Genomic DNA, 18,868 nt, shown 5'->3' with positions numbered 1-18,868 from the left:
CCACAGGAGCGCTGCGCATCCAGTCAACCGTGGTCCGGGCCCGGATCGGACGGTCCCGACGGTGCCTGCGCGGGCGGTGGTTCGCCGACGATCCATTGCGGCCGTGGCGGTGTCGCCGCCATGTAACCCACCCCGCGGACGGTGGCGATCATAAATTCGTGTTCAGCCCCGAGCTTGGCGCGCAGCCGCCGCACGTGCACGTCGACCGTGCGGACACGGCCGTTGCTGTCATATCCCCACACCTCGTGCAGCAGCCGGGTACGGCTGAACGCGCGGCCGGCGTGCTGCACCAGGAAACTCAGCAATTTGAACTCCGTGAGCGTCAAATGCAGATCCGCGCCGTCCAGCGACCCCGTGCGGCTGGCCGGGTGGAGCATCAGGCCGCCGAACTTCAGCGAGCCGTTGAGGACGCTGCGCCGGCGCGCGATGGCCAGCCGAAGCCGCGCCTGCAGCTCGTCGGGCTCCGCGGCGGGGGGGATCACATCGTCGAAATGCCAGTCGGCGTCGAGCGCCGCGAAATCCGCGGGCGCCACGACGGCCACCACCGCGATCGCCGGGGCGTCGGCTGTCAGCCGTCGGCAGACCGTTCGGGCCGTCGCCGGGTCGGTGCGCGCGTCGATGATCGCGACGTCGGCGGAACCGGGATGCCCGTCGGCGTGACCGGTAAGGGACGAGCGCCGCAACCGGCCCGCAAACGACTTCAGCGTCGGCAACGCCGATTCGAAATCGTCCTCGTCGGTGACCAGTAGAACGTCCAACGGCATCTCCAAAACCGGGGTCTGCTCCCAGGCGCCTCGCGCGAAGATGCCTGCCGGCGCGGCGTGGATTACCCGTTTGCGAGGGAAATTATGCCAACCCACCCGGCTTTGCGGGTCCCGGGCCGCGCGAGCCGAAACACGCCCGGGAAAGATTTGCCCGCGGTTCGAGAACGCCGGAACGCCACCGGAATGCCAACGGAATGCCACCGAGATGCCGATGAGTCCGGCCCGTCGGCACGGGCCGGACTCATCGTTGGGTCAAGCTACTGGTGGGATTCCTGGCGCTTTTCGGCTGCCTCGGCGCTGCCGCGTGCAGCTTCTGCCTCGGCTTCCTTCTTGGCCGCGTTGCGTTGCGCTTCGGCCTTATCCTGCTGGGCCTGGCCCTCGCGAGTGAGGTTATCCTGGCCCGTCACCGCCCCGACGGCCTCCTTGGCCTTACCTTTGACGTCCTCGACGACGCCCTTCACGGCTTCCGCGGGTCCGGAGTTGTTGGTGTCCGCCATGGATCAGCTCCTCCTCATTGGCGTGCCTGAAAACGAGCGGTTTACGCTCCTTGCCGACCGGTGAACGATTCGGCAACACAGCAGCTGGCGGCCCTATTTCTCAAGACCGGTGGTTTCCTGCTGCGTATTCGCCTATTCCCCCGCCGCCGCGCGGCCAAACCTGTCCCGGGCGGGCCAGCACACCCCCGCCCGCGTGACCTGTGCCGATAATCCACCCCGCCGATGCCGGTATGTGCTGCGATGAGGCAGGATGTGCAAGGCCGTTCCGGATGAGTTCGCCCGGGATGGCGCTCTCATGCGAGGAGTCTGATGACGGAGCCGACGGAAGGCGCCAACGGCGTAGCGGCGAGTCGAGCCAAGTATTCGAGGGTGCTGCTCAAGCTGGGCGGGGAGATGTTCGGCGGCGGACAGGTCGGCTTGGATCCCGACGTGGTAGCCCGGGTGGCCCGCCAGATCGCCGAAGTGGTGCGGACCGGCGTGCAAGTCGCCGTGGTGATCGGCGGCGGAAACTTCTTCCGGGGCGCCCAGCTTCAACAGCGCGGCATGGAACGCACCCGGTCGGACTACATGGGGATGCTCGGCACGGTGATGAACAGCCTTGCGCTGCAAGATTTCCTGGAGAAGGAGGGCATAGTCACCAGGGTCCAGACCGCGATCACCATGGGCCAGGTGGCCGAGCCCTACCTCCCATTGCGGGCCGTCCGCCACCTGGAGAAGGGCCGGGTGGTGATCTTCGGCGCCGGCATGGGCCTGCCGTACTTCTCCACCGACACCACCGCGGCGCAGCGGGCGCTGGAGATCGGCGCGGACGTGGTCTTGATGGCCAAGGCGGTCGACGGCGTGTTCACCGAGGATCCCCGGGTGAATCCCGAGGCCGAGCTGCTGACCGTGATCACCCACCGCGAGGTGATCGACCGCGGCCTGCGGGTGGCCGACACCACCGCATTCAGCCTGTGCATGGACAATGGCATGCCGATCCTGGTGTTCAACCTGCTGACCAATGGCAATATCGCCCGCGCGGTCGCTGGTGAGAAGATCGGAACGCTGGTCACCACCTGAGGGGAAGACGCGATGATCGACGCTGGCGACGATGCAGAGCGCAGCGATGAGGAGGAGCAGCGCACATGATCGACGCTGGCGACGATGCAGAGCGCAGCGATGAGGAGGAGCAGCGCACATGATCGACGCTGGCGACGATGCAGAGCGCAGCGATGAGGAGGAGCAGCGCACATGATCGACGCTGGCGACGATGCAGAGCGCAGCGATGAGGAGGAGCAGCGCACATGATCGATGAGGCTCTTTTCGATGCTGAAGAGAAGATGGAGAAAGCCGTAGCTGTGGCCCGTGACGACTTGTCGACGATCCGCACGGGTCGCGCCAACCCGGGCATGTTCTCCCGGATCGTGATCGACTACTACGGCGCCGCCACCCCGATCACCCAGCTGGCCAGCATCAACGTCCCCGAGGCGCGGCTGGTCGTGATCAAGCCCTACGAGGCCGGTCAACTCGGCGCGATCGAGACGGCGATCCGCAACTCCGACCTCGGCGTCAACCCCACCAACGACGGCACCCTTATCCGGGTGGCTGTGCCGCAGCTCACCGAGGAGCGCCGCCGCGAGCTGGTCAAGCAGGCCAAGCACAAGGGCGAGGACGCGAAGGTTTCCGTGCGCAACATCCGCCGCAAGGCGATGGAGGAGTTGCACCGCATTCGCAAGGACGGCGAGGCGGGCGAAGACGAGGTCGGCCGCGCCGAGAAAGACCTGGACAAGACCACCCAACAGTACGTCACCCAGATCGACGAACTGGTCAAGCACAAAGAAGGCGAGCTGCTGGAGGTCTAACGGCCGCTCAGCAACCAAGTCCGTGGCAACCCCCGACGCCGGCAAAGGAAGCGCGCCCGAGGAGCCGGCGCCCGCACGCGAGGCCCCCGCATCCCGGAACACCGCGCGTCGACCGGCCGGGAAGCCGCTGCGGGCGGGACGTGACCTGCCCGCAGCGATCGTCGTGGGCGCCAGCATCGGCGCGGTTCTCGTCGCGACGCTGCTTTTTGCTCCGCGCTACTGGGTGGTGATCGTCGCGCTCGCCATCTTCGTCGCCAGCCACGAGGTGGTGCGCCGGCTGCGCGAAGCCGGATACGTCATCCCCGCCATCCCGTTGCTGGCCGGGGGCCAGCTCACCGTGTGGCTGACCTGGCCCTTCCATGCGGCCGGCGCCATGGCCGGATTCGGTGTCACGGTGGTGGTCTGCATGATGTGGCGGCTGTTCATGCAGGACAACAGCAAACGGCCCGAGCCGATGGCCGGTTCGCCCTCGGCGAACTACCTGCGGGACGCGTCCGCCACCGTGTTCCTGGCCGCGTGGGTCCCGCTGTTCGCGTCGTTCGCCGCGCTGCTCGTCTACCCGAAAGACGGTGCGGGCCGGGTCTTCTGCCTCATGATCACGGTCGTCGCCTCAGATGTGAGCGCCTACGCCGTGGGGGTGGTGTTCGGCAAGCACCTGATGGTTCCGGCGATCAGCCCGAAAAAGTCGTGGGAGGGGTTCGCGGGTTCGCTGGTGTTCGGGACCGCCGCGGCGACCCTGACCGCGACGTTCCTGGCCGGCAAGCCGCCGTGGATCGGCGTTTTGCTGGGCGTGGTGCTCGTGCTGACCTGCACGCTCGGCGATCTGGTGGAGTCCCAGGTCAAGCGCGACCTCGGCATCAAGGACATGGGCAGGCTGCTGCCCGGCCACGGCGGGCTGATGGACCGGCTCGACGGCGTCCTCCCGTCGGCGGTCGCGGCCTGGACCGTGCTGACGCTGCTGCCCTAGCTTTTCGGGGCCGGGCGCGACGTGACCGATACTGGACGGGTCATGGTTCACCAACTGGTTTTCGACGCACCGCGCCCGGCCAGGCCGCCGCGGCACCTGGCCGACCTGGACGAGGCCGGCCGCGCGTCGGCCATCGCGGAGCTGGGCTTGCCCGCGTTTCGGGCCAAGCAGCTGGCACACCAGTACTACGGGCGGCTGATCGCCGATCCGCACCGGATGACGGACCTTCCCGCCGCCGTCCGTGAGCTGGTCGCCGAGGCGATGTTCCCGACGCTGCTCACCGCGGCCACCGACGTCACCTGCGATGCCGGTCAGACCCGCAAAACCCTGTGGCGGGCCACCGACGGCACCACGATCGAATCGGTGCTGATGCGTTACCCGCAGCGCAACACGGTGTGCATCTCGTCGCAGGCCGGCTGCGGCATGGCCTGCCCGTTCTGTGCGACCGGTCAGGGCGGGTTGCGGCGCAACCTGTCGACCGCGGAAATCCTCGAACAGGTACGGGCCGCCGCGGCGGCGCTGCGCGACGACTTCGACCCGGCGGGTCAGCGGCTCTCGAACGTCGTCTTCATGGGCATGGGGGAGCCGCTGGCCAACTACGCCCGGGTGCTGCCCGCGGTGCAGCGCATCACTGCGTCGGCGCCGCACGGCTTCGGCATCTCCGCCCGTTCGGTGACGGTGTCGACGGTGGGGCTGGTGCCCGCGATCCGCAGGCTCGCCGACGAACGTCTCGGGGTGACGCTGGCGTTGTCGCTGCACGCGCCCGACGATGAGTTGCGCGACACGCTGGTGCCGGTGAACACCCGGTGGCAGGTCGGCGAGGCCCTCGCCGCGGCCCGCTATTACGCCGACGTCACCGGTCGTCGGGTGTCGGTCGAATACGCGCTGATCCGCGATGTCAACGACCAGGCGTGGCGGGCCGACCTGCTGGGCAAGCGGCTGCATCGCGCGCTCGGGCCCCTGGTGCACGTCAACCTGATCCCGCTCAACCCGACACCGGGCAGCGAGTGGGACGCCAGCCCCAAGGCGGTGGAGCGGGAGTTCGTGCGGCGGGTGCGGGCCCAGGGGGTGCCGTGCACGGTGCGGGACACGCGCGGTCGCGAGATCAGCGCCGCCTGCGGACAGCTGGCCTTGGAAAAGGAGTAGCAGGCGGGTAGCCGCGGCTACCTGAGCCAGCCGCGGCGGCGGCCCCACAGGTCGCGCACCAGGACGAACAGCGCCAGCACGGCGAAACTGACCAGCCAGATGTCTTCGACGCGGCCGACGTGGTTGCCGCGCAGCATCGCCAGCAGGAATATGACGGCGAACACGCCGACGAAGTGCCAGGTGCGGTGGTTGATCCTGCTCCAGCCCCACGCCGCCGACGGCACCTCGGCGGTGTCGACGCCGGCGGAGTGTTCCAGTTCGGTACTGGCCACGGCGAGTCCCTTTCGGATCGGATCGGCTTCTAAAGAGGTGATTCTGGCATACCCGCCGCGCGGTGCCGCGAGTTCGGTCGCCACCCGGGCCACGTCGTGGCCCGGGTCGCCGTCGGACGGCACAATGAGTGGGTGAGCACTGCGACGACCGACGGGCATGGCGAGGGCCGCCTGCGGGTGTTGGTGCTGGGCAGCACCGGCTCGATCGGCACCCAGGCGCTCGAGGTCATCGCCGCCAACCCCGACCGTTTCGAGGTGGTCGGGCTGGCCGCGGGGGGCGCGAAGCCGGACACGTTGCTGCGGCAACGCTCGCAAACCGGGGTCACCAACATCGCCGTCGCCGACGAGCGGGCGGCTGAGCGCGTCGGCGACGTCCCGTTCCGGGGGCCGGACGCCGTCACCCGGCTCGTGCAGGAAACCGAGGCCGACGTCGTCCTCAACGCGCTGGTCGGAGCGCTGGGGCTGCGCCCGACGCTGGCCGCGCTGGACTCGGGCGCCCGCCTGGCGCTGGCCAACAAGGAGTCGCTGATCGCCGGCGGCCCGCTGGTGCTGCGGGCGGCGCGCCCGGGCCAGATCGTGCCCGTCGACTCCGAGCACTCCGCGCTGGCCCAGTGCCTGCGCGGCGGTGCCCCCGAGGAGGTGGCCAAGCTGGTGTTGACCGCCTCCGGAGGGCCGTTCCGGGGTTGGACGGCCGCCGATCTCGAGAGCGTCACCCCCGAGCAGGCGGGCGCCCACCCGACGTGGTCGATGGGCCCGATGAACACGCTGAACTCGGCGTCGCTGGTGAACAAGGGTCTCGAGCTCATCGAAACCCACCTGCTGTTCGGCATCCCCTACGACCGCATCGAGGTGGTCGTGCACCCGCAGTCGATCGTTCATTCGATGGTCACCTTCGTCGACGGCTCGACGATCGCGCAGGCCAGCCCGCCGGACATGAAGCTGCCCATCTCGCTGGCGCTGGGCTGGCCGCGCCGCGTCCCCGGCGCGGCCGCCTCCTGCGACTTCAGCACCGCCTCGACCTGGGAATTCGAGCCGCTCGACGGCGACGTGTTCCCCGCGGTCGACCTCGCCCGGCGGGCCGGGGAGACCGGCGGCTGCATGACCGCGGTCTACAACGCCGCCAACGAAGAGGCGGCCGAAGCGTTCCTCGACGGCCGGATCGGCTTCCCGGGCATCGTCAAAACGATCGCCGAGGTGCTGCACGCCGCCGACCAATGGGCCGTATCACCCGCTAACGTGGATGAGGTACTGGAGGCGCAGCGCTGGGCACGGGAGCGGGCGCGGCGCGCCGTCGCAGTAGCAACGTCTGCGACCCCGGCAGTGGCCCCTGACAAGGTCTCGGGATTGGCTTGAGAAAGGTCCTGGCAGCGAAATGATGTTCGTTATCGGCATTGTGCTGTTCGCGCTGGCCATCCTGATCTCGGTGGCCCTGCACGAGTGCGGCCACATGTGGGTGGCGCGCGCCACCGGCATGAAAGTGCGCCGCTACTTCGTCGGCTTCGGGCCCACGCTGTGGTCGATCCGGCGCGGGGAGACCGAGTACGGCGTCAAGGGCGTCCCGCTGGGCGGCTTCTGCGACATCGCCGGCATGACGCCGGTCGAGGAGCTGGCGCCCGACGAGACCGACCGGGCGATGTACAAGCAGGCGACCTGGAAGCGGGTCGCGGTGTTGTTCGCGGGCCCCGGCATGAACTTCGTCATCTGCCTGGTGCTGCTCTACGGGATCGCACTGGTCTGGGGTCTGCCTAACCTGCACCCACCCACCAGGGCCGTGGTCGGCGAAACGGCGTGTGTGGCACCGGAAGTGGCGCCGGGCAAGCTCGGGACCTGCACGGGCCCCGGTCCGGCCGCGCGCGCCGGGATCCGCCCCGGCGACATCGTGGTCAAGGTCGGCGACACCCCGGTGTCCAGCTTCGAGGACATGGCCGCGGCGGTCCGCAAGCTGCACGGGACCGTTCCGGTCGTCGTGGAACGGGACGGCTCCACCGTCACCACCTATGTCGACATCACGCCCACGCAACGCTTTGTCGGAAACGGACAGGGCGGCAAGCCGGAGGCCTCGACGGTCGGCGCCATCGGTGTCGGCGCCGTCAGGCTCACGCCCACCCACTACGGCGTGTTCTCCGCGGTGCCGGCCACGTTCGCGTTCGCCGGGGGACTGACCGTCGAGGTGGGCAAGGCGCTGGTCGCGATCCCGACGAAGGTCGGCGCGCTGGTGCATGCCATCGGCGGTGGGCAGCGCGACCCGCAGACGCCGATGAGCGTCGTCGGGGCCAGCATCATCGGCGGCGACACCGTCGACCACGGGCTGTGGGTGGCGTTCTGGTTCTTCCTGGCCCAGTTGAACCTCATCCTCGGTGCGATCAACCTGGTGCCGCTGCTGCCCTTCGACGGCGGCCACATCGCGATCGCGGTGTTCGAGAAGGTCCGCAACATGATCCGCTCGGCCCGCGGCATGGTGGCGGCCGCGCCGGTGAACTATCTCAAGCTGATGCCCGCGACGTATGTGGTCCTGGTCTTCGTCGTCGGGTACATGCTGCTGACCGTCACGGCCGACCTGGTGAATCCGATCCGGCTGTTCCAGTAGACGAGAGAAGGCAAAAAGTGTCTGTTGGCCTGGGAATGCCGGACGCCCCGGCACCCACGCTCGCGCCCCGTCGCCCCACGCGCCAGCTGATGGTTCGCGACGTCGGGGTGGGCAGCGACCACCCGATCTCGGTGCAGTCGATGTGCACCACCAAGACCCACGACGTCAACTCGACGCTGCAGCAGATCGCCGAGTTGACCGCGGCGGGCTGCGACATCGTGCGGGTGGCTTGTCCGCGTCAGGAGGACGCCGACGCGCTGGCCGCGATAGCGTCCAAGAGCAAGATCCCGGTGATCGCCGACATCCACTTCCAGCCCAAGTACATCTTCGCCGCCATCGACGCCGGCTGCGCCGCGGTGCGGGTCAACCCCGGCAACATCAAGGAGTTCGACGGCCGGGTCGGCGAGGTCGCCAAGGCCGCCGGCGACGCCGGCATCCCGATCCGCATCGGCGTCAACGCCGGCTCGCTGGACAAGCGGTTCCTGGAGAAGTACGGCAAGGCCACCCCCGAGGCGCTGGTGGAGTCGGCGCTGTGGGAGGCCTCGCTGTTCGAGGAGCACGGTTTCGGGAATATCAAGATCAGCGTCAAGCACAACGACCCGGTGGTGATGGTCGCCGCCTACGAGTTGCTGGCCGCCCGGTGCGATTACCCGCTGCATCTGGGGGTCACCGAGGCCGGGCCGGCGTTCCAGGGCACCATCAAGTCCGCGGTCGCCTTCGGCGCGCTGCTGTCCAAGGGCATCGGCGACACCATCCGGGTGTCGCTGTCGGCCCCGCCGGTAGAGGAGGTCAAGGTCGGCGTCGGAATCCTCGAGTCGCTCAACCTGCGGCCGCGGGGGCTCGAGATCGTGTCGTGCCCGTCGTGCGGCCGGGCCCAGGTCGACGTCTACACGCTGGCCAACGAGGTCACCGCCGGCTTGGACGGTCTCGACGTGCCGCTGCGGGTCGCCGTGATGGGCTGCGTCGTCAACGGTCCCGGCGAGGCCCGCGAGGCGGACCTGGGCGTGGCGTCGGGAAATGGCAAGGGCCAGATCTTCGTTCGGGGCGAGGTGATCAAGACCGTTCCGGAAGCCAAGATCGTCGAGACCCTGATCGAGGAGGCGATGCGTCTCGCGTCCGAAACGGGTGACGAATCGGGCGACGGGCCGCAGACAACCGCGAGCGGTTCGCCGGTTGTGACCGTAAGCTGATAGGGGCCGGTGCGCTCGCACCGGTCCCCGGCACCCACCACAGGGAGTTCGCCCCCATGTCGGCTCCGCCCATCTTCCGCCTCGTCGGCGAGCGGCGGGTGTCCGTGGTGCGCGATGCCGCCACCGTGTGGCGCGTTTTCGACGAGGACCCGGTCGGGTCGTGCATGGTCGCGGCCCGCGTCGCCGACCACGGCGTCGACCCCAACGCGATCGGCGGCGAGTTGTGGACCCGCCGCGGCCCGGAGGAGTCGTTGTGCTTTGCCGGCGCCAACCTGATCCCGCTGCGTGGCGCGCCGGCCGACCTCAACGCGTTCGCCGACGAGGCGATGAGCGGGACGCGGCGCTGTTCGTCGCTGGTCGGCAGGGCCGACCTGGTGCTGCCGATGTGGGAGCGGCTCGAGGTGGCGTGGGGCCCGGCGCGTGACGTGCGCGAGCAGCAGCCGCTGATGGCGCTGTCCGCCCATCCCAACTGCGACATCGACGTCGGGGTGCGCCAGGTCCGGCCGGACGAGTTGGACGCCTACCTGGTGGCCGCCGTCGACATGTTCATCGGGGAGGTGGGTGTCGACCCGCGCATCGGCGACGGCGGCCGTGGCTACCGGCGCCGGGTGGCCAGCCTGATCGCCGCCGGGCGGGCCTGGGCGCGCTTCGAGGACGGTCAGGTCGTCTTCAAGGCCGAGGTGGGGTCGCAGTCCCCGGCGGTCGGCCAGATCCAGGGCGTCTGGGTGCACCCGGAGTGGCGCGGCCAGGGACTGGGCACGGGCGGCACCGCGACGGTGGCCGCGGTAATCGTGGGCGCCGGGCGCATCGCCAGCCTCTACGTCAACGACTTCAACGCGGTGGCCCGCGCGGCGTATGCGCGCGTCGGCTTCACCGAGGTCGGCACGTTCGCGACCGTCCTGCTGGACTAGCCCCCGCGCCGGGGCCGCGGACGTAACGGTTTCGTCTCGGTGTGTCTGCGCGGGCGGCGGTGTCACTGTTCTTAACATCAGCACCGATGGCAACTCGAACAACATTCGTCTCGTCAGTCACGTGCTTGGTGGTCGTTGCCGCGATCGCGCTGTCCGCGTGCACCCCGCGGCCCGACGGGCCCGGCCCGGCCGCCGAGCAGTTCTTCGCCGCCCTGGCCGTCGGGGATACCGCCAGCGCCGCCCAGCTCAGCGACAGCCCCAACGACGCCCGCGAGGCGCTCAACGCGGCCTGGGCGGGGCTGCAGGCCACCCACCTCGACGCGCAGGTGCTCAGCGCCAGGTACGCCGAGGACACCGGCAAGGTGGACTACCGCTTCTCCTGGCATCTGCCGAAGGACCGGGTCTGGACCTATGACGGCGAGCTGAAGATGGCCCGCTACGAGGGACGCTGGCGCGTGCGCTGGACCACCACCGGGCTGCACCCCAAGCTGGGCGAGCACCAGACGTTCGCGCTGCGGGCCGACCGGCCGCGGCGCGCCTCGGTCAACGAACTCGGCGGCACCGACGTGCTGGTGCCGGGCTACCTGTACCACTACACGCTGGACGCCACGCAGGCCGGCTCCGGGTTGGCCCTGAGCTCGACGGCGCACGCGGTGGCCGACGTCCTGCACCCCTTCAACGACGCGCTCGGCGATCCCCAGCTGCTCGCGGAGCAGGCCAGCTCGTCGACCCAGCCGGTGGACCTGGTCACCCTGCATCCGGACGACAACGACAAGGTTTTCCCGGCGATCGGCCGGCTGCCCGGCATCGTGATCACGCCCCAGCCCGAGATGCTGCCCACTGACCCGCATTTCGCGTCGACGGTGGTGGCCGAGGTGAAGAAGACGGTCATCGGCCAACTCGACGGCGAGCCGGGTTGGCGGGTGGTCAGCGTGAACCAGAACGGTGTCGAAGTCGAAGTGCTGCACGAGGTTCCGGGGTCTCCGGCGCCGTCGGTCTCGCTCACCCTGGACCGGGCGGTGCAGAATGCCGCCCAGCACGCCGTCGACAGCCGCGGCGGTAAGGCGATGATGGTGGTGATCAAGCCGTCGACCGGGGAGATCCTGGCGATCGCGCAGAACGCCGGGGCCGACGCCGACGGCCCGCTCGCCACCACCGGGCTGTTCCCGCCGGGGTCGACGTTCAAGATGGTGACCGCCGGTGCGGCCGTCGAGCGCGACATGGCCACGCCCAACACGATGATGGGCTGCCCGGGCCACATCGACATCGGGCACCGCAGCATCCCCAACTACGGCGGCTTCGACCTCGGCGTGGTGCCGATGTCGCGCGCGTTCGCCAGTTCCTGTAACACCACATTCGCCGAGCTGAGCAGCAAGATGCCGCCGCGCGGGCTGACCCAGGCGGCCAGCCGCTACGGCATCGGGCTGGACTACCAGGTCGAGGGCATCACCACGGTCACCGGCTCGGTGCCGCCGACGGTGGACCTGGCCGAGCGCACCGAGGACGGCTTCGGGCAGGGACGCGTGCTGGCCAGCCCGTTCGGCATGGCCCTGGTGGCCGCCACGGTGGCTGCCGGCAGGACGCCGGTGCCGCAGCTGATCGCCGGGCGGCCGACGACGGTACAGGGTGACGCGACGCCCATCAGCCCCAAGATGGTCGAGGCCCTGCGGCCCATGATGCGGCTGGTGGTGACCAACGGGACCGCCAAGGAGATCTCGGGCTGCGGGGCGGTGTTCGGGAAGACCGGCGAGGCCGAGTTCCCGGGCGGATCGCACTCGTGGTTCGCCGGGTACCGCGGCGACCTGGCGTTCGCGTCCCTGATCGTCGGGGGTGGCAGCTCGGAGTACGCGGTCCGGATGACCAAGGTGATGTTCGAGTCGCTGCCCCCGGATTTCCTGGCGTGAGGCCCCGGCCCGCCCGCAGCGGTAAATTGCCGGGGTGGGCGCTGAAAGCGGTGGAGACATGGTGGCTCCGGTATCGCTGCGGGTTTCCGACGCCGACCGCAACGGCACGATGCGGCGGCTGCACAACGCCGTCGCGCTCGGGCTGATCGACGTCGACGAGTTCGAGCAGCGCTCGTCGCAGGTGTCCTACGCTCGTACCCGGGGCGAGCTGGACGTGCTGGTCGGCGACCTGCCGGGGCCCGGCGCCATCGTCAGCTCCGCGGCGGACCGGGTGGAGCTGCGGGGCTGGGCGGGCTCGCTGAAGCGGCACGGCGAATGGACGGTGCCCACCCGCCTGGCGCTGGTGCGCCGACTGGGCTCGGTGGAACTCGACCTGACCAGGGCCCGGTTCGCGGGGCCGGTGGTGGTCATCGAGATGGACATGAGGTTCGGCTCGGTGCAGATCCGGTTGCCCGCCGGCGCCAGCGCCTCGATCGACGACGTCGAGGTCTACGGCGGCAGCGCCAGCGACCGACGCAAGGACGCACCGGGCGAGGGCAGGCCGCATGTGGTGCTGACGGGGCGGGTGGTGTGCGGATCGGTGACCATCCGGGGGCCGCGCCGGTCGCTCCTGCGCCGGCATCGGGGGTAAATCGGCGGCGGCGTGTCGCCGCCCTGTGTGCACCGCGGACGCGGCCGATCCACACGCGTGGCCGGGCCGGCCCCGGGCCGGGCGATTAAGCTGGCGGTATGTCTGCTCGCACCGTGCTTTCCCCCGGAGTGTTGTCCCCCACCCGGCCGGTGCCCGCCCGCATCCCGCGCCCGGAGTACGTCGGCAAGGCGACCGCCCAAGAGGGCAGCGAGTCGTGGGTGCAGACGCCGGAGGTCATCGAGAAAATGCGCGTCGCCGGCCGGATCGCGGCGGGCGCGCTGGCCGAGGCGGGCAAGGCCGTCGCGCCGGGGGTCACCACCGACGAACTGGACCGGATCGCCCACGAGTACATGGTCGACCACGGCGCCTACCCGTCCACGCTGGGATACAAGGGGTTCCCCAAGTCGTGCTGCACCTCGCTCAACGAGGTCATCTGCCACGGCATCCCCGACTCGACGGTGGTCGAGGACGGCGACATCGTCAACATCGACGTCACCGCCTACATCGACGGGGTGCACGGCGACACCAACGCCACCTTCCTGGCCGGCGACGTCTCCGAGGAGCACCGGCTGCTGGTGGAGCGCACCCACGAGGCCACGATGCGGGCGATCAACGCCGTCAAACCGGGGCGTGCGCTGTCGGTCGTCGGCCGGGTGATCGAGTCGTATGCGAACCGGTTCGGCTACAACGTGGTTCGCGACTTCACCGGGCACGGGATCGGCACCACGTTCCACAACGGGCTGGTGGTGCTGCACTACGAGCAGCCCTCGGTGACCACGACCATGCAGCCGGGCATGACGTTCACCATCGAGCCGATGATCAACCTCGGCGCGCTGGACTACGAGATCTGGGACGACGGCTGGACGGTGGTCACCAAGGACCGCAAGTGGACAGCGCAGTTCGAGCACACGCTGCTGGTCACCGAGACCGGTGTCGAGATCCTCACGCTGCCATGACGCCGTAAATGGTGAGCGGGGCGCTGCTGGTCGCCGGCACCAGCTCCGACGCCGGGAAGTCGGTGGTGGTGGCGGGCCTGTGCCGGCTGCTGGCCCGCCGCGGGGTCCGGGTCGCGCCGTTCAAGGCGCAGAACATGTCCAACAACTCGGCCGTCACCGTCGAGGGCGGCGAGATCGGGCGGGCCCAGGCGTTCCAGGCCCGGGCGGCGGGCCTGGAACCCAGCGTCCGCTTCAACCCGATCCTGCTCAAACCGGGCGGCGACCGCACGTCGCAGCTGGTGATCCGCGGCCGGGTCGACGGATCGGTCGCCGCCGCGGACTACATGAAAAACCGCGACCGGCTCGCCGGCATCGTTTCCGACGAATTGTCCTGCTTGCGTAGAGAATTCGATGCGGTGATCTGCGAGGGCGCGGGTTCTCCCGCCGAGATCAACCTGCGCGCAACCGATGTGGCGAACATGGGCCTGGCCAGGGCCGCGAACCTTCCGGTGCTGCTGGTCGGGGACATCGACCGCGGCGGTCTTCTCGCGCATCTGTTCGGCACGCTGGCCGTGCTCGAACCCGAGGACCAGGCGCTGGTCGCCGGCTTCGTCGTCAACAAGTTCCGCGGGGACCCCGCACTGCTGGAGCCGGGCCTGCGGCAGCTGCACGCCATGACCGGGCGCCCCACCTACGGTGTGCTGCCCTACGCCGACGACCTCTGGCTGGACGCCGAGGACTCGCTGTCGGTGGTCGCCCACCGCGCCGTGGGCAGGCCCGCGCCACCATGCGGCGACGAATGGCTGCGGGTCGCGGCGGTTCGCCTGCCGCGCATCTCCAACTCCACCGACGTCGAGGCGCTGGCCTGCGAGCCGGGCGTCCTGGTGCGCTGGGTAACAGACCCCGCCGACCTGGCCGACGCCGACCTGATCGTGCTGCCGGGCAGCAAGGCCACCGTCGCCGACCTGGCCTGGCTGCGGGACCGCGGCCTGGCCGGCGCGATCGTCGGTCACGCCCGCGCCGGCAAGCCGGTGCTGGGCATCTGCGGCGGCTTCCAGATGCTGTGCCGGCGCATCGTGGACCCGGTGGAATCCCGGGCGGGGGAAACCGCCGGGCTGGGGTTGCTGGACGCCGACATCGCCTTCGCCGAGGCCAAGGTCCTGCGGCGCTGGCAGCGGCCGCTGACCGGATACGAGATCCATCACGGGCGGCTGTCCCGGTGCGCCGAACGGAGCTGGTTCGAGGTCGAGTCCGAACCGCAGGGCATCGAGCGCGCCGCGGTTTTCGGCACGCATTGGCACGGGCTGCTCGACAACGACGGGTTCCGCCGCGCGTGGCTGACCCGCGTCGCCGACGCGGCCGGACGCCGCGGATTCGTCGTCGGAGACGTCGATGTCGCCGCCCGGCGCGACGCCCAGCTGGACGTCGTCGCCGAGTTGCTGGAGTCGCACCTGGACCTCGGCGCCGTCCTGGGCCTGCTCGACGCGTCGCCGCCGCGGCGACCACACATCGCAACCGAGTTGCGGGTCTGACCGGCTGGTGGCTGCCGAAAAGCCTCGCGCCCGCATGCCGATCAGCTGTAGCGTGCGTAAGTGCCCTCGATGATGACCACCCTGGACGGGTTTCCCGTTCCCGTGGGGATCTCCGGTCCGGAGAAGGGCGTGGTCGTGGTCATCCTGGGCGACGCGCAGCGGCTGCCGGCGGCCTACGACGCGGTGTGCGAGCGGCTGCACACGGCCTCGCTGCGGACGGTCGTCATCGGCTTCGACCCGCGGCTGACCCCCAAGTCGGTGATCGGCATCCTCGATGCGCTGGGCGTCGGGTGGGCCGTCGTGGTCGGCGACCGTGCCGGGGGAGAACTCGCCTGGGAGTTGGCGGCGACCAGGCTGGGCCGGTTCGTCGGCCTGGTGGTCATCGACCGTGGACATCCGCGAGTGGCCGACACCGGAGGCGCGGTGCGCGACGACCGTTGCCCGTCGGTGGAGATCGGGACGACCGTGCTGGTCAGTTCCCCGGCGGCCCGCGCGGTGGCCCACGAAAGCCAGCGGTTCGTCTACTCCGATTACCGCGTCGTGGAACTTGCCCGACGCACGGCGCAGGAGTCGACCGCCCAGCTGGCCGCCGAGATCGTGCTGCGCACCAGCACCTGGTAGTCCCGCCCGGTTGGGCTGCAAGCGATTTACCGACGGCTGCCGCGCGGTGCGGCGCGTCGGCGGTGACCGAGGAGGCGATGCGTGGTCGACACCGCTGTAACGGCCGGTCCGGTCGTCGGCCTGACCACCTACCTGGACCGGGCGCGGACCGGGGTGTGGGACGTGCCGGCCGGTTTCCTGCCCGCCGACTATTTCCGGGGCGTCACGATGGCCGGTGGCGTCGCGGTGCTGCTGCCGCCGCAGGCGGTGGGGCCCGGCGTCGCCGACCGGGTGCTTGACCGCCTCGACGCCCTGGTGCTCACCGGCGGCAACGACATCGATCCCGCGGCCTACGGGCAGCAGGCGCACCCGGACACCGACCAGCCGGTACCCGCGCGCGACGACTGGGAGTTCGCGTTGTTGCGGGCCGCGCTGCGGCGCGGGCTGCCGGTACTGGGCATCTGCCGCGGCGCGCAGGTGCTCAACGTGGCCTTCGGCGGGACGCTGCACCAGCACCTGCCCGACGTCCTGGGCCACCACGGCCATCGGGCCGGCAACGCGGTCTTCACCTCGTTGGCGGTGCGCACGGTGCCCGGCACGCGGTTGGCGGGACTGCTCGGCGAATCAGCCGAGGTGCGCTGTTACCACCATCAGGCCGTCGCGGAGGTGGGTGGGGGACTGGTGGTCAGCGCGTGGGACGCCGACGGGGTGGTCGAGGCGCTCGAGGTGCCGGGCGACGGCTTCGCGCTGGCCGTGCAATGGCATCCGGAGGAGTGCCTGGGGGACCTGAGGCTGTTCTCGGCGATCGTGGAGGCCGCGCGCGCATACGCCGCTGCGGTGAAACCCGGTGCGCCGGGCTCAGCTCGGCCTGCGTCGTGACGGTTGCCCCGGTGGTTCGGTCTCGGCGACCAGGCGGATCGGCTCGCCGACGCGCGCCCGCCGCAGCGGCCGTGCGGGACCGCGCGTGGTCGGCGCGGGTTCGGTCCAGCCGCGCGGCACCGTCAACAGCCCGACCGACGCCCCGCAACCGACTCGCACGGTGATCTTCGCGCCGCCGGCACCACCCGGATCGGGCAGCATCCAGCGCAGCGCCGCCGCCTTGTTGAGGGAGTTGAGGTGGCTGATCGCGACGTCCAGCGGCGCGGACAGCGAACTGAGCTTGGACAGCGACGCCGTCACCGGCAGCAGGGGCTCATCGAAGCTGCTCAGCGGTGAGCGGGAGAGCCCGGCCAATCCGTCGGGGATTGCCGCGGTCACCTGCCGGCCGGCCGCGACGACGTCCGAAGCCGCCTTGACCCGCCAGCCGCCGGACACCCCCGGGGCCGTCTCGCCGCGGTGAGCCGGCGGCGGGGCGAAGGGCGGCACCGTCGCCGCATCCGCGGACGCGGCCGCGTACGCGTACATGGCGGCGGCGTCCTGCGCCCACATCTGCTCGTAGACGGCGTCGGTGTCCGCGACGTCCGCGCTGGTGTGGCCCAGGAAATTCGTGGCGGCCAACGCCGCGCGCCGCGCTCGGTTGGCCTCGACCGCGGGTGGTGGAACCGTCGCGGCGAACGCCGCCTCGTAGGCGGTCGCGGCCGCCTCGGCGTGGGCGGCGGTCTGCCGGGCCCGCGCGGCGAGGGTGTCCAGCCATTCGCGGTGGCGAGCCAGGGCCCGGGCCGTCGCCGGGTCGGGGCAGTCCCGCGCGAGTTGCCCGATCGCCGCGGCGTAGCCCGCCGCCGCCTCCCCCAGGGCGCCGGCCAGCGTCTCCCAGGCGGCGGCGGCGGTCATCATCAGCTCCGAACCGGGGCCCGAATACAGCTGCGCGGAGATGATCTCCGGTGGTCGCATCCCGAAGTTCATCGCTAGCTGGACGGATCGGGCGGTGCGCAGGAACATGAAAACTCCCTCGATGCTCGAGTGCGAGGACGGGCCGATGCCGGGGGTCGTCGGACACATGTCGAAGGCTTTACCCGCTCGCGTCTCGGCGAATCGGCAGCAGCGACGGTCCGGCGCAGGCCTGTCAGCAGCGGGCGACGCAGAGCTCGGTCAGGATGTCGCGGGCAGTCGGGGTGACCGCGGGCGCGCGCGCGTCGATGTCGCCGGGCCGGCAGTGCGGCGCGACGGCGGGCGACGGGGACCGCACCGCCTGGGCGGCGACGCGGCTCCCGGTCGGCGGTCGGTCGCGGGTCATCCAGGCGTTCTTTTTCTGGTGCATCGGCGAACGGTCGCTCGAAAGGCCGTGGGCGACAGAGTATCCCGAGCGATCGTCGGGCTGCGCGTGAGGGCCGCCGGCACCGGCGTGCGACACGGTGACGGGTTGCGGGACAATGGCGGCGGCCACCGCGGTGCCCCGGGATGCCCAGCCCGTCGTCACGGCGGCCAGGACACACAGTGCGGCCAGGGCCGCGAGCGCCGGCCACCACCGCCGACTCCTACCGCCACACCGAAACTTCACAGTGGTTTCGACTGTAGTGGGGCGGTGGTCTCGGCCACCTGTGAGAACGATCAGAGTCAGGTGTGCGTTCCCCTAAGGGTGCGGCCGGGCGACGAGGTCGCCGGCTCACCCTACGGCCGGGACGCGGGGCATCACGGTGGGCGTCGACCCGTAGCGGGGCAGCTGGGGGACGAAGCCGCGCCCGGCCCGCGCGGACAGCGGCATGCCCCCGAGCATGCTCGCCGGCCCCTGCGCTGCGGGGTTGCCGAGGCTGCCGAGTGCGCCCGGGCCGGGCAACGCCGAGCCGGCCGCGCCCATGGGGCCGGTGGCGGTCCAGGCGGGGGGCACGGACAGCGGGCCGATCGAGGCCGCGTGCCTCAGCCCGGCCGACACCGCGCCGCCGAGCCCGCCTATCGACTGGCCGAGCCCGCCGGTGGCCGCGCCGGCGCCCTGCAGGCCGAGGAAATCGACCACGTTGCCCAAGAAGTTTCCCGGCATGTAGAAGCCCGAGGAGAAGATCGTGTTCAGGGCGTTGTCGTTGATGAAGGCGCCGAGCGGTGACCCGTCGGTTCCGCCCAGCAGGCTGAGGATTCCCGCCGGGCTGGAGATGTCGACCCCGCCCAGCCCGAGCCAGTTCTGGATGCCGCCCAGGCCCGGGCGGAGAGCGTCTTCAGC

20 protein-coding genes are annotated in these 18,868 nt (G+C 70.6%); 14 read left to right on the top strand and 6 right to left on the bottom strand.

Translation table 11 applies throughout. The annotated features are described in order from the left end of the window. Nucleotides 1-23: 23 nt before the first annotated feature. Nucleotides 24-764, bottom strand: a complete 741-nt coding sequence (locus AB8998_RS20430; protein ID WP_369739516.1) for a winged helix-turn-helix domain-containing protein — start codon at nucleotides 762-764, stop codon at nucleotides 24-26. A gap of 257 nt (nucleotides 765-1,021) precedes the next feature. Further along, nucleotides 1,022-1,261, bottom strand: a complete 240-nt coding sequence (gene mbp1, locus AB8998_RS20425) for a microaggregate-binding protein 1 (protein WP_369739515.1) — start codon at nucleotides 1,259-1,261, stop codon at nucleotides 1,022-1,024. A gap of 309 nt (nucleotides 1,262-1,570) precedes the next feature. Between mbp1 and pyrH the strand changes: the two genes are divergently transcribed. From pyrH to rlmN, 4 genes are all read left to right on the top strand, one after another. Further along, complete coding sequence (gene pyrH / locus AB8998_RS20420; RefSeq protein ID WP_369739514.1) at nucleotides 1,571-2,320, top strand: UMP kinase; 750 nt, start codon at nucleotides 1,571-1,573, stop codon at nucleotides 2,318-2,320. 224 nt (nucleotides 2,321-2,544) lie between these two features. Further along, complete coding sequence (gene frr / locus AB8998_RS20415) at nucleotides 2,545-3,102, top strand: ribosome recycling factor (protein ID WP_369739513.1); 558 nt, start codon at nucleotides 2,545-2,547, stop codon at nucleotides 3,100-3,102. Between the two features lie 127 nt (nucleotides 3,103-3,229). Then, the gene (locus AB8998_RS20410) at nucleotides 3,230-4,069 is read left to right on the top strand and encodes a phosphatidate cytidylyltransferase (RefSeq protein ID WP_369741678.1); all 840 of its coding nucleotides are present in this window, start codon (nucleotides 3,230-3,232) and stop codon (nucleotides 4,067-4,069) included. A gap of 42 nt (nucleotides 4,070-4,111) precedes the next feature. Next, nucleotides 4,112-5,215 (top strand): dual-specificity RNA methyltransferase RlmN, encoded by a 1,104-nt coding sequence (gene rlmN / locus AB8998_RS20405; RefSeq protein WP_369741677.1) that lies wholly within the window; start codon nucleotides 4,112-4,114, stop codon nucleotides 5,213-5,215. A 17-nt stretch (nucleotides 5,216-5,232) separates the two neighbouring features. Here rlmN and AB8998_RS20400 read toward each other — a convergent pair whose 3' ends face one another. Continuing rightward, nucleotides 5,233-5,487 (bottom strand): DUF2631 domain-containing protein, encoded by a 255-nt coding sequence (locus tag AB8998_RS20400; protein WP_369741676.1) that lies wholly within the window; start codon nucleotides 5,485-5,487, stop codon nucleotides 5,233-5,235. A gap of 132 nt (nucleotides 5,488-5,619) precedes the next feature. On the opposite strand from AB8998_RS20400, the gene dxr reads away from it, so the two are divergent. The 10 genes from dxr to AB8998_RS20350 all read left to right on the top strand — a co-directional run bounded on the left by dxr (nucleotide 5,620) and on the right by AB8998_RS20350 (nucleotide 16,656). Beyond that, nucleotides 5,620-6,840 carry a 1-deoxy-D-xylulose-5-phosphate reductoisomerase gene (gene dxr, locus AB8998_RS20395; RefSeq protein WP_369739512.1) on the top strand — a complete coding sequence of 407 codons (1,221 nt, stop codon included), beginning with the start codon at nucleotides 5,620-5,622 and terminating at the stop codon, nucleotides 6,838-6,840. Between the two features lie 19 nt (nucleotides 6,841-6,859). Beyond that, on the top strand, nucleotides 6,860-8,074 hold the full coding sequence (locus AB8998_RS20390; protein ID WP_369739511.1) for a M50 family metallopeptidase: 1,215 nt from the start codon (nucleotides 6,860-6,862) through the stop codon (nucleotides 8,072-8,074). Nucleotides 8,075-8,091: 17 nt separating this feature from the next. Continuing rightward, complete coding sequence (ispG, locus tag AB8998_RS20385; protein WP_369739510.1) at nucleotides 8,092-9,264, top strand: flavodoxin-dependent (E)-4-hydroxy-3-methylbut-2-enyl-diphosphate synthase; 1,173 nt, start codon at nucleotides 8,092-8,094, stop codon at nucleotides 9,262-9,264. A gap of 56 nt (nucleotides 9,265-9,320) precedes the next feature. Beyond that, nucleotides 9,321-10,175, top strand: a complete 855-nt coding sequence (locus tag AB8998_RS20380; RefSeq protein ID WP_369739509.1) for a GNAT family N-acetyltransferase — start codon at nucleotides 9,321-9,323, stop codon at nucleotides 10,173-10,175. An 86-nt stretch (nucleotides 10,176-10,261) separates the two neighbouring features. Next, the gene (locus tag AB8998_RS20375) at nucleotides 10,262-12,079 is read left to right on the top strand and encodes a penicillin-binding transpeptidase domain-containing protein (protein WP_369739508.1); all 1,818 of its coding nucleotides are present in this window, start codon (nucleotides 10,262-10,264) and stop codon (nucleotides 12,077-12,079) included. A gap of 58 nt (nucleotides 12,080-12,137) precedes the next feature. Next, nucleotides 12,138-12,710, top strand: a complete 573-nt coding sequence (locus AB8998_RS20370; protein WP_369739507.1) for a DUF1707 SHOCT-like domain-containing protein — start codon at nucleotides 12,138-12,140, stop codon at nucleotides 12,708-12,710. A gap of 98 nt (nucleotides 12,711-12,808) precedes the next feature. Next, nucleotides 12,809-13,666 carry a type I methionyl aminopeptidase gene (gene map, locus AB8998_RS20365; protein WP_369739506.1) on the top strand — a complete coding sequence of 286 codons (858 nt, stop codon included), beginning with the start codon at nucleotides 12,809-12,811 and terminating at the stop codon, nucleotides 13,664-13,666. Between the two features lie 8 nt (nucleotides 13,667-13,674). Next, nucleotides 13,675-15,177 (top strand): cobyric acid synthase, encoded by a 1,503-nt coding sequence (locus tag AB8998_RS20360; protein ID WP_369739505.1) that lies wholly within the window; start codon nucleotides 13,675-13,677, stop codon nucleotides 15,175-15,177. 69 nt (nucleotides 15,178-15,246) lie between these two features. Beyond that, the gene (locus tag AB8998_RS20355; protein WP_369741675.1) at nucleotides 15,247-15,798 is read left to right on the top strand and encodes an alpha/beta hydrolase; all 552 of its coding nucleotides are present in this window, start codon (nucleotides 15,247-15,249) and stop codon (nucleotides 15,796-15,798) included. A gap of 81 nt (nucleotides 15,799-15,879) precedes the next feature. Then, entirely contained in the window at nucleotides 15,880-16,656 is a 777-nt protein-coding gene (locus AB8998_RS20350; protein WP_369739504.1) for a gamma-glutamyl-gamma-aminobutyrate hydrolase family protein, read from the top strand. On the opposite strand, the gene AB8998_RS20345 is transcribed toward AB8998_RS20350, so the two are convergent. The 3 genes from AB8998_RS20345 to AB8998_RS20335 all read right to left on the bottom strand — a co-directional run bounded on the left by AB8998_RS20345 (nucleotide 16,636) and on the right by AB8998_RS20335 (nucleotide 18,691). Then, nucleotides 16,636-17,715: a PPE domain-containing protein gene (locus AB8998_RS20345; RefSeq protein WP_369739503.1), complete on the bottom strand. Its 1,080-nt coding sequence runs from the start codon at nucleotides 17,713-17,715 to the stop codon at nucleotides 16,636-16,638. The genes AB8998_RS20350 and AB8998_RS20345 overlap by 21 nt on opposite strands. Nucleotides 17,716-17,779: 64 nt before the next feature. Further along, nucleotides 17,780-17,974, bottom strand: a complete 195-nt coding sequence (locus AB8998_RS20340) for a hypothetical protein (protein ID WP_369739502.1) — start codon at nucleotides 17,972-17,974, stop codon at nucleotides 17,780-17,782. Nucleotides 17,975-18,319: 345 nt separating this feature from the next. Then, entirely contained in the window at nucleotides 18,320-18,691 is a 372-nt protein-coding gene (locus AB8998_RS20335; RefSeq protein WP_369739501.1) for a PE/PPE C-terminal domain-containing protein, read from the bottom strand. Nucleotides 18,692-18,868 lie beyond the last annotated feature (177 nt).

The sequence above is a fragment of the Mycobacterium sp. HUMS_12744610 genome (assembly GCF_041206865.1).
Taxonomy (GTDB): Bacteria; Actinomycetota; Actinomycetes; order Mycobacteriales; family Mycobacteriaceae; genus Mycobacterium; species Mycobacterium servetii.
Note: the sequence above shows the minus strand (reverse complement) of the source record. Positions and strands in the feature narration are given on the sequence as shown.